Origin of the sequence: Meiothermus sp., assembly GCF_037443965.1 — a bacterium.
Lineage (GTDB): Bacteria > Deinococcota > Deinococci > Deinococcales > Thermaceae > Meiothermus.
The window spans coordinates 26,267-41,136 of the sequence record NZ_JBBINI010000032.1 but is presented as its reverse complement, the minus strand read 5'-3'; the positions used below and the strand labels follow the sequence as shown (position 1 = coordinate 41,136).

The window sequence follows — 14,870 nt, the reverse complement described above, 5'->3', positions numbered from 1 at the left end:
CACCCAGACGTAGGTAGCCACCAGGAGGGTTTCTGCGTCAAGATAGTACAGGGGGTGCTCTCTGTGGGTTTCCATAGCACCCCCTCTTTTTTACATCCCCTGGGGTAGGTCAAGTAGCACACGAAGGGACTTGACGAGACCGGTATTGCCCCCTATACTTTGTGCTGTTTGCGGGGCTGTGGCGCAGTTGGGAGCGCGTCTGAATGGCATTCAGAAGGTCAGGGGTTCGAATCCCCTCAGCTCCACCAAATCGGGGACGCAATATCCGGGGGACTGGTTCCCCCGGATGCCTATTTAGGGCGCAGCCGTCCTCCGACCAGCCCAGGAAACTCTGAAGCAGCGGGCCGCCGCCCTAGCCTGATACCCGGTGAGCCAGCAGGCGCAGCCCTACCAGCACCACAAAAACCGTGCCCCCTTCATGGGCCACCACGCCCATCGGGAGGGGTACTTTGCCGGCCAGGGCGAAGGCGCCCACCACCACAATCACCCCCAGGGCGAAGCTTAGGTTGAAATAGACCGTGCGGGCGGTGGCACGGGCCAGTTGCTGGGCTCCTACCAGGCGGTTGAGGTCGTTTTTCATCAGCACCAGGTCGGCGCTCTCGAGCGATACGTCGGAGCCGGCGGCCATCGAGACCCCCACCGCAGCGGCATTGAGGGCGGGGGCATCGTTGAGACCGTCGCCCACCATCACCACCGTGCCCTCTCGGTCTAGTTGTTGGATGCGCTCCAGTTTCTGTTCCGGCAGCAGTTCGGCATAGACCTCGGAGATGCCCACCTGGGCGGCAATATGATCGGCTACGGCCTTGCGGTCGCCGGTGAGCATGACCACCCGTGCCCCTTGTTGCTTGAGCTTTGTGATGGCGCGGGCTGCCTCCAAGCGGGCGGTGTCGGCCACGCCCAGCAGGGCGATGGGGTGGTGGTTGGAGCCCAAAACCGTGGTGGTCAGACCTCGAGCCTCCAGGTCGCGCAGCCGGGCCTCGAGGTCAGGCGGCAGCATAACCCCCAGGCTTTCGAGCAAGCGCCGGTTGCCCACCCAGACCTGCGTACCATCGGCCAGGACACCCAGCACCCCGTGGCCCCGCACCGCGCGGATCTCGCTCACCTCGGGGGTGGGGCCCTCCCAGCCCTGGGCAATGGCCTGGGCGATGGGGTGTTCGCTGTAGCGCTCGATGCCTGCGGCCAGCGCACGGGCCTCGGCTTCGGAACCCTCCAGCACCACCACCTCCACCAGCTTCATGCGCCCTTCGGTCAGGGTGCCGGTCTTGTCGAAGACAAAGATATTGGCCCTGGCCAGGGCTTCCAGGGCTGCGCCGCTCTTGAACAAAGCCCCGGCCCTGGCTCCAGCCGCCATGGCCGAAAGAACCGCTGCAGGGGTGGCGATCACCACCGCGCAGGGGCTGGCCACTACCAGGAAGGTCATGGCCCGGTACCAGGCCTGGGCAGCTTCCAGCCCAAAGCCGAAATGCGCCACGGCGAACACCACCGGGGCCGAGAGCAGCACCGCGATGGTATAGGGGCCCTCGAACCGCTCGGCGAAGCGCTCGGTGCGGCTTTTGCTGGCCTGGGCGCTCTCGACCAGCTTGATGAGTTTGGCCAGGGTGCTTTCGCTGGCAGGGCGTTCCACCCGCACCCGCACCACCCCGTGGCCGTTGAGGGTGCCGCTTTTGATGGGGTCGCCGGGCTTTTTATCCACCGGCACGCTCTCGCCGGTGAGGGCGCTCTCGTCCACGTCGGAGTAACCATCCACCAGGATGCCGTCGGCGGCGAAGCGCTCGCCAGGACGTACCACCAAAAGGTCGCCGGGGCGCAGGGCATCCAGGGGCCTCCACTGCTCGCTGCCGTCGGGGAGTTCGACGTTGGCCCCCTCGGGGTGGAAGGTCATGAGGGCCTCGATGGCCCGCCGGGTGCGGTTCATGGCCCAGCTTTGCAGGGTGTTGGAGAGGCTAAACAGAAACAGCAGGATGGCTCCATCGCCCGCCTGACCCACCGAGGCGGCTCCCAGCGCCGCTACCACCATCAGCAGATCCACATCCAGCTTGCGCTCCTTGAGCAAACTCCGCATGGCCTTGAGGGCTGAGGGAACACCGCCAGCCAGAAAAGCCAGCGCCCACAGGCTGTTTTGCAGCCAGATTTGCTCGTAAGTTCCTGCAACAAAGCCCCCCACCACCCCCAGCAGGGTGAGACTGGATAGCAAAAAACCGCGCTTGACTTCGTGGTGCCAGAACAACAGCCAAGGGTTTTGCGGCTTTAGGGGAGAGGTGGCGACAGCGCTCATAGGGGGCTCCTTAGGGGAAAAGGGTTCTTATTGCAAATAGTAATCATTATCAATAAGAGTATTTCATATTATGGGGGTCTTTACAACCCCTAATCCCGAGTGGTTTAGTGTGGATTATCCCTGTTCCACACGCTAATTCTACTGCTTTGCCATCAGGACATTCTTTCCTGGGGTGGTTTGCGGGTGATTTTCGCCTGTCGCATTTGAACTTTTATGCGGTCTGTTACAGTATTAGCGCCCAAAGGGCCAGAGCCGTGCTTATCCGGCAATGGCAGTGCTTGCAATAAAAAAAAGCGTCCCCGGCTTCCTGACGGCACCCGCTCCGTGGCGCTTAGGGCTGCTGCCTTCCGGCCCTGACCCGGTTCACGCTGGTGCGCCGCGTCAGACCGAGGACGCGACCTCGAGAATAACACAGGTAAGCAGAAAGACAAGACCGTATAAGCAGATAGCAACCAGCAAACCTTCTCTTTGCCAGACCCCTCGAGCCGTTACTTCATCCACGCATCTGCCGGACGTGAACTGGGCCCGGCGCGTTACCTGCGTATAATCTCTCCCATGAGTGAAACCGTGCCAACCAGCACCCCTGGGGTGGCCCTCGAGGCCCAGCAATTGGGTAAAAAATACGGGCGCAAGCCGGTGCTGGAGAACATTACCTTTGCCGTACAGCCCGGCGAGGTCTACGCCCTGGCGGGGCCCAACGGCTCCGGCAAGACCACCTTAATCCGCCTGCTCACGGGGCTGGCATTCCCCACCTCGGGGGTGGTTCGGATGCTGGGGCAGGACATCTACAACGGCGGCTACCTGGCCCGGCGGGCGCTGGGGGCGGTGGTGGAGGCCCCGGCGGCCTTCTATCCCCATATGACCGGCCGGCAGAACCTCGAGATGGTGGCCTTCCTGACCGGTATGTCGAATGTGGAGACCAGAATTCGCGAGGTCATGGCGCGGCTCGAGCTGCTGGCGGTGGCCGACCAGCCGGTACGTACCTACTCGCTGGGGCAGCGCCAGCGTCTAGGGCTGGCCTCGGCCATTTTGCACGAGCCGCAAATCCTGATCCTCGACGAGCCCACCAGCGGCCTCGACCCGCAGGGCATCAGCAAGGTGCACGAAATTTTATCGGAACTGGCCTGGAAAGGGGTGGCGGTGCTCCTGTCCACCCACCACCTGCGCGAGGTCTCGGCCTACTCTGATAAGGTGGGCATCCTGGGCGGTGGGCGGTTGCTGGAAGAGGTCAAGCTGGGCACCAAGGGCGAAACCTACCGCCTGCGGGTGGGCGACCCCGCGAGGGCGGCGGCCTTCCTCAAGACGGTTCCGGGGGTGCAAAACGTGAGCCTGCGCGACGTTAACGTGATTTTCGAAGGCTCGCCCAACGTGGCGCTGGCGGCGTTGGTGCGCGAGAACTACCAGGTGCAGTTTCTGGAACCCGACTACTTCGACCTGTACGACTACTACCGGGAAAGGGTGAAAAATGCATAGCCATGGCGCTACTGGGGGTGTGGGGTTGAGGGTTGGCAGAAGCCAGGTGCGGTGCGACCTCACTCTGAACCTTTTATCGCTCTCTGGGGTTAGGCCTTTACCGCTTTCGATCCAGCCCTTTTTCGCCCGCGCTTCATCGGCCAACGGAGGGAGCAGACCATGCTGCGGGTATTGATCTGGGAGTTTGGCAAACTGGTGCGCCTGCGCTCGGTGCAGATTGGGCTGTTGGCGGCCCTGGTGCTGCCGGTTTTGTGGGCTTTTGCCCCAGGGCTGCGGGCGCAGTATGGCCTCGAGCTGGTCTCGGGCTGGCAGGTGCCGGCGCTCTCGCTCCTGACCGGTATGGACTTCCTGTTTCCCTTCCTGACCGCGATGGCTGCCGCCGAGGTGCTGGGCTCGGAGGTCTCGATGGGCACTCTCAAGTCGGTGCTGCTGCGCCCCAGTCCCCGCAGCCGCTTGCTGGGGGCGAAAATTATCGTGGTGCTGGCCTATCCCTTCCTTTTGCTGCTGGTGAGTCTGGTGGGTTCGTTGCTGGCGGGCTTGCCTTTTGGAATGGGTAGCTTTTTTGGCGGAACCGGTCTGGGGGAGGGTAGCTTTGCCGGGGTGGGGCAGCTAACCCCGGCCGGTGCGGCGATGGAGCTGCTGCGCGCCCATGCCCTGGCGGGGGTGGTGCTCTGGCCGCTCTCCGCGCTGGCCATGCTCTACGCGGTGGTGTTTCTGAGCACTACCTCGGCGGCCCTGGCGGCGGTCTCGACCTTGCTCCTGATGCGGCTGCTGATCGCCTTTCCGGCCATCCAGCCTTTTCTGCTTACCAGCTATCTGGACCTCTACATCCGCCCGGCTGCGGTGGGCCTGGGCCTGCCGCTGCTCATCATCTACACCGTGGGCTTTGCGGTACTGGCCTTGCTGATTTTCGAGCGGAAGGACATTTAGAGCCAACGTTGAACCGCTACTAGACACAAAGGGCGCTCGAGCGTTTAGGCTGTGGGCATGGGTAAGCTAACGCATTTTGAAGACGGCAAGCCGCGCATGGTGGACGTGAGCGAGAAGTCTGCCACACTGCGCACCGCCACCGCTGAGGCCACGGTTCTGCTGAGGCCGGAGGCTGTGGCGGCGCTACAGGAGGGCGGGGTTGGGAAGGGCGACCCCTTGAGCGTGGCCCAGTTGGCCGGCATCATGGCCGCCAAGAAAACCGGTGAGCTGATTCCGCTCTGCCACCCGCTGCCAATCACCGGCGCGAGTGTGGAGCTGCGTTTTGTGCCCGAGGAGGCCAGGGTCTACATTACCGCTACCGTCAAGACCAAAGCCGAAACCGGGGTGGAGATGGAAGCCATGACGGCTTGCGCCGTAGCGGCCCTGACGGTCTACGACATGCTCAAAGCGGCCAGCAAGGGCTTGGAAATTACCAACCTGCGGCTTTTGCACAAGTCGGGTGGAAAGTCGGGGGAGTGGCGCAGGGAAGGGTAGCGATCGGGCTGTGCGGTAGAGTGTTGGGGTCATGCCCTCGACTTCCAGACCAGCGCGCAAGGGACCGAATACGCTCCTCGAGGTTCAGGGGGCCTTGGCCGATACCGCCATGCAGCACCTGATTCAAAAGCACGGCCCTGCCCCTTTCCGGCCCAACCCGTTCCAAACCAAACCCTCCTTTCCTACCCTGGTCAGCTCGATTGTGGGCCAGCAGCTTTCCGGTAAGGCTGCCGAGACCATCTGGAAGCGCATGACCGCCCGGTTTGCGATAGAGCCGGCGGTGTTGCTGCAGGCCCGGCTGGAGGACCTGCGGGCCATCGGGCTCTCGAGTGCCAAGGCCCGCTACGTGCAAGACCTGTCGCGTTTTGCACTGGAGGGGGGGCTGGACGATCTCGAGCGCCAGTCCGACGAAGCGATTGTTCGCCACCTGACCCAGGTCAAGGGGATTGGGGTATGGTCGGCGCAGATGTTCTTGATGTTTGGTCTGGGACGCCCGGACGTCTGGCCGGTGCTGGACCTGGGCATCCGCAGGGGGGCTGAAAAGCTCTATGGAATTACCGAGCGTCGCGCACTGGAAGAACTGGGCGAGGGTTTCCGCCCGTATCGTTCCCACGCGGCTTGGTACTTGTGGCGGGTGCTGGAATAAGAGGCCTCGAGCGAGCTGGATCAGACTCTTGTGAACACCAGCAACATCCCATTGCGGTCGTCGGTGATGTAGATTTTTCCGTCCGGGCCTACTTTCACATCCACCGGTGCCCCCAGCTTGCCGTCAGGGAAGACCCAGTTCGCAATCAGTTCGATGGGCGGGCCACGCGGAATACCCCGCCCATCCACCCGAAAGGCCACCAGCCGGTGTCCGGTTTTGCGGTAGCCGTGGTAGCCCACCACCAGCCAGTCCGGGCCGTATTCGCTTTGCGGGTTCAGATACGTCATGCCCAAGGGGGCTGCGTGGGCAGGTAGCAGCAGGGTGGGGTGGCGGGTCTGGGCACAGTTGTAGCGGGGAAACTCAGGGGCGTTTTTACCGTTTTCGTAGCAGTAGGGCCAGCCGTAGTGGGCCCCTTGTAACACCACGTTCAGCTCGTCGGCGGGGTGGGCCTCATCGGAGATGCGGGGGTCGGCGACGTGGATGGCATCACGGGAATTCTCACCCTGTAAAAGCGTGCCCGAGGGATGGACGGCCAGCGCCATCGAGTTGCGCAGTCCCGTTGCATAGATGCTCCAGCCGCGTACGCTGCCTTGTGGCCACAGAAAGGTGTACTTGCGAATCAGACCGTTGCGCTGGGCCTCGGCACAGGCAGGTTTGCCTCGGTCTTGCTGGCAGTTGTCCGAAGCCGAACCCACGTTTACAAAAAGGTTGCCAGCCCCATCGAACACCATCTGGGTGAGTGGGTGCCGTCCGTTTCCGGGCAGGCCGCCGATGATGTACTCCTTACGGGGTTGGGCTGCTTTGGGGTCAAAGCGAAAAATGCGCCCCACCTCACCCACATAGACAAGGCCATCCGGGCCAAGAGCGATGCCATTGGGACGATCCAGCCCGCTAAACAGGCGCTGGATTTGGTAGCGAGTCCCCTGTTTACGTAGCCGCGCCAGCGAGCCTTGGTTGGGATTCCAACCCGCCATCTCCACCACTAGTATCTCGCCGGAGGGCAAAGGCAAAAGACCCCTGGGAAAGCGCAGGTCGCGGCTGATGATACCCACACAAAAGCTATTGGGTGTGGTGACAGCTAGCTTTGGCAACCCGGCGCAGGTCTGGGCGCTCGCGAGGCTGAGGCCAACCCAAAAGGCGAGGGAAAGGAGTCTCATGCTTGTGCCTAATCTACCCAAGCTGGAGGAGAAATGGATGATGGAAAGGTTCGTACTGCAAAAAAGCCAGGGGTGCATTTGTTTGCAGAGATCCGTTTCCGCTTAACGCAAAGCTGTGTCATCTAACCCAAACAACGCGGAAAAGCGGTCTAGGCTGGGGAGGAACGAGGGGTTTATGGTCGAGTACATCGCCTTTGATGCTGATGACACCCTGTGGCACAACCAGAGCTACGTAAGTGAGGCCCATGCCCAGTTCAAGCTGCTGATGCAGGAGTACCTGAACGGCTCGTATGACGGCCGGTATCTCTACGAGACCGAGGTTCGTAACAGCAAGCACTATGGCTATGGGGTCAAGAGCTTTGGTCTCTCGATGATCGAGACCGCCCTGGAGCTAACCGAAGGGCGTATCTCACCGGAACACATTCGTTTCCTGGTCAATCTAACCAAGGAGATGCTGGCGGCGCCGGTGCAGGTCTTGCCGGACGTGGAGGCTGTTTTGGACGAACTTTCGGGCGACTACCCGCTGATGGTGATTACCGAGGGGGATCTGCTGGATCAGGAATCGAAGTTTGTGCGTTCGGGCCTGAGCGAGTATTTTCGCTGCATTGAAGTGGTGAGCGAGAAAGACCCCTTTTGCTATAGCCGAATCCTGCGCCGTCACCGGATACGCCCGGAGGAGTTTATGATGGTAGGGAATAGCCTGCGTTCGGATGTCTGGCCGGTGCTGGAGATTGGGGCCCAGGCGGTTTACATTCCCCATCGCCCAACTCAGGATGCTGAGCGTTTGCAGATGGACGACCCCAAGCCCAGGCTCTATGTAGAACTCGAGCACATCGGCCAGTTGCCGGAGTGGCTCGAGGCCAGACTGCTGGCGGCCTGAGCTTGGGTCAGATAACCCAGCCGCGCTCGAATTCTGGGCTAGCCTGGAATTGAGGTTGGGTACGCCCATACCGTCGAACCGATAGCCAACCCGACTTTATTACACCGACGCCCGCCAGCCGCCTCCCTGGCGGCGTTGGTGTTTTGGGTCAAAAAGAGGAGGATGTGGGAGGGGTGGTGTGGGCAGTAGACTGGAAGATATGATTTTTGCCCTGCAAGAAGCTCCTCCGCTTAGTGGCGAAGTAGCCCAGCTCCGGGCCCTGCAGGCGGCGGGGATGCACGTAGCCCCGACCCTGGTGCTGGCGGGCCTCGAGACCGAGTTCTACCAACTGGGCAACCTTGCCGAGCAGATCCGGCGGGCCTTTGAAGGGGTGTTTGGCGCAAGGCTGGACGAAGAAAAGCTGGAAAAGGCCTGTGCTTTTGCGGAAAAGCTGCTGCGCGAGTCGTACCTGCTGCCCGAGCGCGCCGAAGAGGTGCGCGCGGCCTTGCCGGAAGGCCCGGTGCTGGTACGCTATGCCGGCGAGGCTCCTTTTTACGTAGAAACCGGTAAACAAGAAACCCTATGGGCGCTCAAGCGGCTGTGGGCCAGCCGCTGGCAGGTGGATGCGGTGCTGCTGCGCCAGCCGGAACTGGCCCCGCCAGATGTGTCCAGCCTGGTGCAGGCGGTGGGAGAAGACCTGGGGCCAGACGAAGCTTTGTCGGCGCAGGCTGCGCAGATCCTGGGGCAGCCTGTGCAGGTTTGGGCCAGCGCGGGCCGCGTGGTGCGGGTGGGCTAGAGGAGGCAACATATGCCGTTTGCATTTTCCATTCCCGAGTTCAAGCTCCCGGTTGCAGAAAAACTCAAGGGGAGCGACGACGCCAGTTGGGTCTCGGCCACCGACGGCGATACGCCCAAGGTAGCTCTGCCCATCCGCATGCTGGGCATGGATGCGCCCGAGTACCATTACCAGGGAGCCGACCAGGAGAACCCAGGAAAATTTGACGCAGCGATGAGGTGTTTTCTAGCTGGGGCCGGCAGCGGGCTCGAGGCGGGCTTGCGGGCCTACCTCGAGCCGCGCCTGCGGGGGAAGTCTTGCACCCGCCAAATTGCCGCAGGGGGAAAGGCCTTAGAGCACTTTGAAATGCTCAAACACCGTCGGCTTGCCCCAGGACAGTGTTACAACGAAAAGCGCAAGACCGAGCGCAGGCTGTACATCATGGTGGCACAGGAAGTTTTCGATAAACACGGGCGCATGCTGGCCTACATCAACGCCAGCTACAACCAAGCCGAGCGGGAAACTATCCCGCCCGCCGAGCGGCCTACCTTCAACCTGCAGATGATGCAGGATGGCCACGCGGTGAGCCTGCTCATCTACCCCAACATTCCCAAGGCACCCGACCTGGAACTGGTACAAAAGGCGGTTGCGGAGGCCCGAACTGCCCGAAAGGGCTTCTGGCGTGGAGGCGAAAGCCGGGTGCTGCTACCCTACGAATTCCGCTGGATTGTGGATACCATCCGGGGTGAGCGCAAAGGCCCCGACCGCTACTGTGGCGATATCCTGAGCGGCCAACTGTACCCCCCGCAGGCTTATTACAAGGTGCTGCCGGAGAACCGCCTCTTCTTCCGGGAAGAGCACCTGCAAGAAGCCCTCAAGCTGGGTTTCAAGAAGACCTGGTAAGCAAGGCCGGGTTCGGGTTGAGCTTTGAGTACGCCACGGGAAGCTTCGCCCTTTGCCCCGTCGCAGCAAACAGCCTTTTCCTGTCCGAACACCTATATGCACTACCGCAGAACCCCATAATGAAGGAAAATCAGCGGTAGGGCACTTTATTATGTACGACAGCCACATGCACACCCCGCTCTGCAAGCACGCAGTCGGCACGCCTGCCGAATATATCCGGGCTGCCCGGAAAGCCGCTTTGCGGGGCATCGTCATCACCGATCACAGCCCCATGCCGGCCTGGTTCGACCCCGAGGTGCGCATGGAGCTGGAGGAGCTACCCTTCTACCACGCCCTGCTCGAGCGCTTGCGGGCAGAGGCCGGCGATTTTTATGTGGGGATTGGCCTCGAGGCCGACTATCACCCCGGCACCGAGTACTTTGTGAAAAGGCTCCTGTCCCGCTACCCCTACGACTACATCATCGGCTCGGTGCACTACCTGGGGGCCTGGCCCTTCGACAACCCGCGCTATGCAAGCGAGTTCGAGGAGCGCGACCTGCGCGAGGTCTACCGGGCCTACTTCAAGCTGGTGGCCGAGGCCGCCCGCACCGGTCTGTTTCACGCCATTGGGCACCTGGACCTGCCCAAGGTGATGGGCCACCGGCCCCCCGAGGGTTACGCCGACCTGGCCGAGGAGGCCCTGCAGGTGATTGCGGGCGAGGGGCTGGCCCTGGACGTGAACACCGCCGGCTGGCGCAAAAAAGCCGCCGAACTTTACCCCAGCCCCGAGCTCCTAGAGCGGGCCCGTGCCCTGGGGATTCCGGTGGTGCTGGGCTCCGATGCCCACCGCCCAGAGGATGTGGCCCACCGCTTTGCCGAGGCCGTAGAAATTCTACGCAGCGTGGGCTATACCCAGGCGGTGGTGTTCCAGGCGGGCCGGCCCCGGCCCTATGCTTTAGGCTAAAGCTATGAACCGTAAAGACCTGGCGGGGATGCTCGAGTACGCCGCCGACCTGATGGAGGTGCTGGGCGAGGGGGAGTTCAGGGCCAAGGCCTACCGCAACGCCGCGCGCAGCCTGGAGCAGCAGGAGGCCGACCTGGCCGAGCTGGCCGCGCGGGGCTTTAAGGGGGTGCCGGGGGTGGGGCCGGCGCTGGCCCCCTTGCTCAGCGAGATTGTGCAGACCCAGGAGTTTCCCTACCTGGCCGAGCTCGAGGGCCGCGTACCGCCGGGGGTGCTCGAGCTCTTCCGGGTGCAGGGCCTGGGCCCCAAGCGCATCCGGGCGCTGTGGGACAACGGGGTCAATAGCTTGGAAGAGCTGGTGCTCTGGGCCGAACAGGGCAAGATCCGCACCCTGCCAGGTTTTGGGGCCAAGAGCGAAGCCAGCCTGCTCGAGGCGGCCCGCTACGCCCTGAGCAATATGCGCCGGGTGCTGCTGCCGGTGGGACTGGAGGCGGCCCGGCTGCTGCTGGCCGACCTGGAAAACGCCGGGCTGAAGGCCGAACTGGCCGGCAGTGTGCGGCGGGGCCTGGAAACCGTGGGCAACCTGGATCTGGTGGTGGTGGGCACCCCCCAGCAGGTGCGCTCGGCGCTGGGCCGGTTCGTGGAGGAGGTGCAGGGAAACGTACTGCTGGGGCGGCTCGAGGGCCTGCCTTTGCGGGTCTTCTGCACCGATGCGGCCTCGTTTGGCAGCGTGCTGGTTCAGGCCACGGGTTCGCGGGAGTGGCTGGAAGCCCTGGGCGCCGTTCCCCCTGCGCTGCCGACCGAAGAAGCGGTGTTCGAGGCCCTGAACCGGCCCTTTGTGCCGGCCTACTGGCGGGAAAAGGAGCATGTGGGTCTGACAGCACCCCAGACCACGCTGCAACCCCCGCAGCTCCGGGGCCTGATTCATGTGCACTCCACCTACTCCGACGGCAGCGCCACCCTGCGCCAGATGGCCGAGGCCGCCATGGCGCAGGGCCTCGAGTACATGGTCATCTGCGACCACTCCCAGACCGCGGCCTACGCCGGGGGCCTGCGCCCACCGGACGTACTACGCCAGTGGGCCGAGATTGAGGCCCTCAACGCCGAGCTGGCCCCCTTCCGCATCCTGCGCGGCATCGAGTCCGACATCCTGCCCGATGGTTCGCTGGACTACCCCGACGAACTGCTGGCCCGCTTCGAGGTGGTGGTGGGCAGCCTGCACGCCGGCCTGGGCCTGAGCAAAGCCGAGCAGACCCAGCGCCTCTTGCGGGCCCTGGACAACCCCTACCTGAGCATCCTGGGCCACCCCAGCGGGCGGCTGCTGCTAAGGCGCAAAGGAGCCGAGGCCGACTGGGAGGCGGTGCTGGAGCGCGCCCAGAACAACCACAAGGTGGTGGAGTTCAACTGCAACCCCTACCGCCTCGACCTGGACTGGCGGCTCATGCTGGCCTGGCGCGACCGCCTCAATTTCTCGCTGGGCCCCGATGCCCACAGCCTCGAGGGCCTTTCCGATATCCAGTACGGCCTGCTCTACGCCCTCAAGGCAGGCCTGCACCCCGATCAGATTGTGAACACCTGGCCCGCCGAACGGGTGATGGCACTAAAGAATCGCGAACCTACTCGTAGATGACCCAAAAACGATGGAAGAGACCCTCGGACGCGCCTCCTGGCGCGGCAAGTGAGTGGCGCTTTATACGCCGCTCACGCGCAGAGCTAGTAGAAAATGGGCTAAGGGTTGGTTTCGGCGCCCACCAACAGTTCGGCCTCGCGCTGCAAGAAGGCTTTCAGCACATCGGTGACGGTGACGATACCCACCAGCTGGCCCTCGTGCACCACCGGCAGGCCCCCCACCTTGTGCTCGAGCATCAGCTTGGCGGCGGCCTGCAGGGGCAGGGTGTCGGCCACGGTGATGGGGTCGCGGGTCATGATCTCCCCCACGGTGAGCTTGAAAATCAGATAGTTCAGCTCCCAGATGGAAAGCGAGGTGGCCTCGGAGGGCATGGCTTCCTTGAGGTCGCGGTCGGTGATGATACCGATAACCCGACCTTCTTTGACCACCGGCAGACGGCGGAAGCCTCCCTTTTTCATGATCTGCGCAGCCTCAGGCACGGTAATGTCGGGCGTGACCACATCGGGGTTGGGGGTCATGCAGTCCTTCACCAGCATGGCTATCACCTCGAGTTCAAGTTACTCCCTAAGGTGGGGGGCAGATGTCTCTACAGTCCGGGTAGGGGCGGGCATAGCCTTGGAATGTGGGGACTTGGCGCATCCTGATTGCCTATGTCAGCCGCCTGGGCAGCACACGTGAAATCGCCCAGGCCATTGGAGAGGTGCTGGCCCGGCGGGGCATTGGGGTGGAGGTACGACCGGTGGAGGAAGTAAAGCATCTTGAGGACTACCAGGCCGTGATGGTGGGCAGCCCAATCCGTGAAGGGCAGTGGCTTCCAGAAGCCAGGAATTTCGTACAGACGCACCGCGATGCCCTGCGCCAGCTACCCCTGGTGTACTTCGCGGTTTCGGGCTTGATGAGCAACCCTACGCCCGAGCATTTTCAAGAGGTCTACGGGTACCTTTCCGAGGTTCGAGCGATGGCAGAGCCCTTGGAAGTGGGTATTTTTGCCGGCTCGCTGGATTACGACCGCCTCGAGCCCGACCAGCTTGTCAAGGTATTGAGCAAGGGGCTGCCCGAAGGCGATTTCAGGCGCTGGCAGGATGTGCGGGCCTGGGCCGAGGATGTGGCCGACCGGTTGCGGCTCGAGCAAGCCCAACAGCAGGTCAGCCGATCCGGCGAGGAATCGTTCAGGCCCTCTTCCGGTGATACACCAAAGCCGGGGTGAACGTCTTTATTACCGCGCTTCAGCTACCGTCTACGCTTACCACTGCCGCCCAACAGCCCCCCCAGTACCCCCCGCACGATGCGCTGCCCCTCGCGGCTAGCCAGGAAGCCCACCGCCCCTTTGGCCAGGTCGCCCAGCAAGTTGCCCCCGGTGGGCTGGGCCGGGGCCTGAGGTTTGGCATCCGAAGGGGCCGGCTGCACCGATTCGGCGGCGCGGGCCCGCAGGATTTCGTAGGCCGACTCGCGGTCGAGGGCCTTTTCGTAGTGCCCATACACCGGCGACTGCTGGATCACCTGCCGACGCTCTTCGGGGCTGAGCGACGGCAACTGGGTGCGGGGTGGGTAGATGAGGGCCCGCTCAACGATGCTGGGAATGCCTTTTTCGTCCAGGGTCGAGACCAGGGCCTCGCCCACCCCCATCTCCAGAATGACGGTCGCTAGGTCGAGTTTGGGGTTGGGCCGGAAGGTCTCGGCAGCGGCCTTGACCGCTTTCTGGTCGCGCGGGGTGAAGGCCCGAAGCGCGTGCTGCACGCGGTTGCCCAGTTGCCCCAGCACCTCGTCGGGGATGTCCAGGGGGTTCTGGCTTACGAAGTAGACCCCCACGCCCTTGCTGCGGATGAGCCGCACCACCTGCTCGATTTTTTCCCGCAGGGCTTTGGGGGCCTCGTCGAAGAGCAGGTGGGCTTCGTCGAAAAAGAAGACCAGCTTGGGTTTCTCGGGGTCGCCCACCTCCGGGAGCCGCTCGAACAGTTCGGAGAGCATCCACAGCAAGAAGGTGCTGTAGAGCTTGGGGGACTGCATCAGCTTATCGGCGGCCAGGATGTTGATGACCCCTTTACCGCCCTGGGTTTGCATGAGGTCTTCGAGCTCGAGGGCCGGTTCGCCAAAAAACCGATCCCCCCCCTGCTCCTCCAAGGCAATGAGGCCGCGCTGGATGGTGCCGATGGAGGCTGCCGAGATGTTGCCGTACTCGGTTTTGAACTTCTCGGCGTTGTCACCCACATACTGCAGCATGGCCCGCAGGTCTTTGAGGTCCAAGAGCAAGAGCCCGTTGTCATCGGCAATCTTGAAGACCAGGGTGAGCACCCCGCTCTGGGTTTCGTTGAGGTCGAGCAGGCGGGCCAGCAAGAGCGGCCCCATCTCCGAAACAGTCGCACGCACCGGGTGCCCTTGCTCGCCAAACACGTCCCAGAACACCACCGGGCAGGCTTCGAAGCGGAAGTCCGTAAGGCCCAGCTTTTCAATGCGCTCGGCGATTTTGGGGTGCTCGCCTCCGGGCTTGCACAAGCCCGACAGGTCGCCCTTCACATCGGCCATAAAAACCGGTACGCCAATGCGAGAAAGCTGCTCGGCCAGCACCCGCAGGCTCACGGTCTTGCCGGTGCCGGTGGCCCCGGCAATCAGGCCGTGGCGGTTGGCCATCTTGGGATAGAGAAATACTTCGGATTCACCTTTGGCAACAGGAATAGGCTCTGGCATACTGGACTCCTGCTGGATATATTACTTTCTAATGTCCAACTTCGGTCAGCGCATGGCTGTTCA

14 protein-coding genes, 1 tRNA gene and 1 other RNA gene are annotated in these 14,870 nt (G+C 62.9%); 11 read left to right on the top strand and 5 right to left on the bottom strand.

Annotated elements, in window-relative coordinates:
* The first annotated feature begins 172 nt into the window (after nucleotides 1-172).
* A tRNA-Ala gene (locus WKI89_RS14695) sits at nucleotides 173-248 on the top strand.
* A gap of 104 nt (nucleotides 249-352) precedes the next feature.
* Here the strand turns inward: WKI89_RS14695 and WKI89_RS14690 are convergent.
* The gene (locus tag WKI89_RS14690; RefSeq protein ID WP_337870869.1) at nucleotides 353-2,275 is read right to left on the bottom strand and encodes a cation-translocating P-type ATPase; all 1,923 of its coding nucleotides are present in this window, start codon (nucleotides 2,273-2,275) and stop codon (nucleotides 353-355) included.
* Nucleotides 2,276-2,568: 293 nt separating this feature from the next.
* Nucleotides 2,569-2,668, bottom strand: an RNA gene (gene ffs / locus WKI89_RS14685) — signal recognition particle sRNA small type.
* A gap of 162 nt (nucleotides 2,669-2,830) precedes the next feature.
* Here ffs and WKI89_RS14680 point away from each other — a divergent pair.
* From WKI89_RS14680 to WKI89_RS14665, 4 genes are all read left to right on the top strand, one after another.
* Nucleotides 2,831-3,748: an ABC transporter ATP-binding protein gene (locus tag WKI89_RS14680; RefSeq protein WP_337870867.1), complete on the top strand. Its 918-nt coding sequence runs from the start codon at nucleotides 2,831-2,833 to the stop codon at nucleotides 3,746-3,748.
* 159 nt (nucleotides 3,749-3,907) lie between these two features.
* Nucleotides 3,908-4,678 (top strand): ABC transporter permease, encoded by a 771-nt coding sequence (locus WKI89_RS14675; RefSeq protein ID WP_337870864.1) that lies wholly within the window; start codon nucleotides 3,908-3,910, stop codon nucleotides 4,676-4,678.
* A 57-nt stretch (nucleotides 4,679-4,735) separates the two neighbouring features.
* Nucleotides 4,736-5,212: a cyclic pyranopterin monophosphate synthase MoaC gene (gene moaC / locus WKI89_RS14670; protein WP_337870862.1), complete on the top strand. Its 477-nt coding sequence runs from the start codon at nucleotides 4,736-4,738 to the stop codon at nucleotides 5,210-5,212.
* 109 nt (nucleotides 5,213-5,321) lie between these two features.
* Entirely contained in the window at nucleotides 5,322-5,858 is a 537-nt protein-coding gene (locus WKI89_RS14665) for a DNA-3-methyladenine glycosylase 2 family protein (RefSeq protein ID WP_337870872.1), read from the top strand.
* Nucleotides 5,859-5,878: 20 nt separating this feature from the next.
* On the opposite strand, the gene WKI89_RS14660 is transcribed toward WKI89_RS14665, so the two are convergent.
* Complete coding sequence (locus WKI89_RS14660; RefSeq protein ID WP_337870861.1) at nucleotides 5,879-7,015, bottom strand: PQQ-dependent sugar dehydrogenase; 1,137 nt, start codon at nucleotides 7,013-7,015, stop codon at nucleotides 5,879-5,881.
* Between the two features lie 175 nt (nucleotides 7,016-7,190).
* Here WKI89_RS14660 and WKI89_RS14655 point away from each other — a divergent pair, with 175 nt between their 5' ends.
* The 5 genes from WKI89_RS14655 to WKI89_RS14635 all read left to right on the top strand — a co-directional run bounded on the left by WKI89_RS14655 (nucleotide 7,191) and on the right by WKI89_RS14635 (nucleotide 12,122).
* Nucleotides 7,191-7,895: an HAD family hydrolase gene (locus tag WKI89_RS14655; RefSeq protein ID WP_337870859.1), complete on the top strand. Its 705-nt coding sequence runs from the start codon at nucleotides 7,191-7,193 to the stop codon at nucleotides 7,893-7,895.
* A 199-nt stretch (nucleotides 7,896-8,094) separates the two neighbouring features.
* Nucleotides 8,095-8,670 (top strand): hypothetical protein, encoded by a 576-nt coding sequence (locus WKI89_RS14650; RefSeq protein WP_337870858.1) that lies wholly within the window; start codon nucleotides 8,095-8,097, stop codon nucleotides 8,668-8,670.
* A gap of 12 nt (nucleotides 8,671-8,682) precedes the next feature.
* Nucleotides 8,683-9,552, top strand: coding sequence for a thermonuclease family protein (locus tag WKI89_RS14645; RefSeq protein ID WP_337870856.1), 870 nt, complete (start codon nucleotides 8,683-8,685; stop codon nucleotides 9,550-9,552).
* A 151-nt stretch (nucleotides 9,553-9,703) separates the two neighbouring features.
* Complete coding sequence (locus WKI89_RS14640) at nucleotides 9,704-10,495, top strand: histidinol-phosphatase (protein WP_337870854.1); 792 nt, start codon at nucleotides 9,704-9,706, stop codon at nucleotides 10,493-10,495.
* 4 nt (nucleotides 10,496-10,499) lie between these two features.
* Complete coding sequence (locus WKI89_RS14635) at nucleotides 10,500-12,122, top strand: helix-hairpin-helix domain-containing protein (protein WP_337870853.1); 1,623 nt, start codon at nucleotides 10,500-10,502, stop codon at nucleotides 12,120-12,122.
* Between the two features lie 98 nt (nucleotides 12,123-12,220).
* Here the strand turns inward: WKI89_RS14635 and WKI89_RS14630 are convergent, their stop codons facing one another.
* Complete coding sequence (locus WKI89_RS14630) at nucleotides 12,221-12,658, bottom strand: CBS domain-containing protein (protein WP_337870851.1); 438 nt, start codon at nucleotides 12,656-12,658, stop codon at nucleotides 12,221-12,223.
* Between the two features lie 86 nt (nucleotides 12,659-12,744).
* Between WKI89_RS14630 and WKI89_RS14625 the strand changes: the two genes are divergently transcribed.
* Entirely contained in the window at nucleotides 12,745-13,329 is a 585-nt protein-coding gene (locus tag WKI89_RS14625; RefSeq protein ID WP_337870849.1) for a flavodoxin domain-containing protein, read from the top strand.
* 23 nt (nucleotides 13,330-13,352) lie between these two features.
* Here WKI89_RS14625 and WKI89_RS14620 read toward each other — a convergent pair whose 3' ends face one another.
* Nucleotides 13,353-14,807: a helicase HerA-like domain-containing protein gene (locus WKI89_RS14620; RefSeq protein ID WP_337870847.1), complete on the bottom strand. Its 1,455-nt coding sequence runs from the start codon at nucleotides 14,805-14,807 to the stop codon at nucleotides 13,353-13,355.
* Nucleotides 14,808-14,870 lie beyond the last annotated feature (63 nt).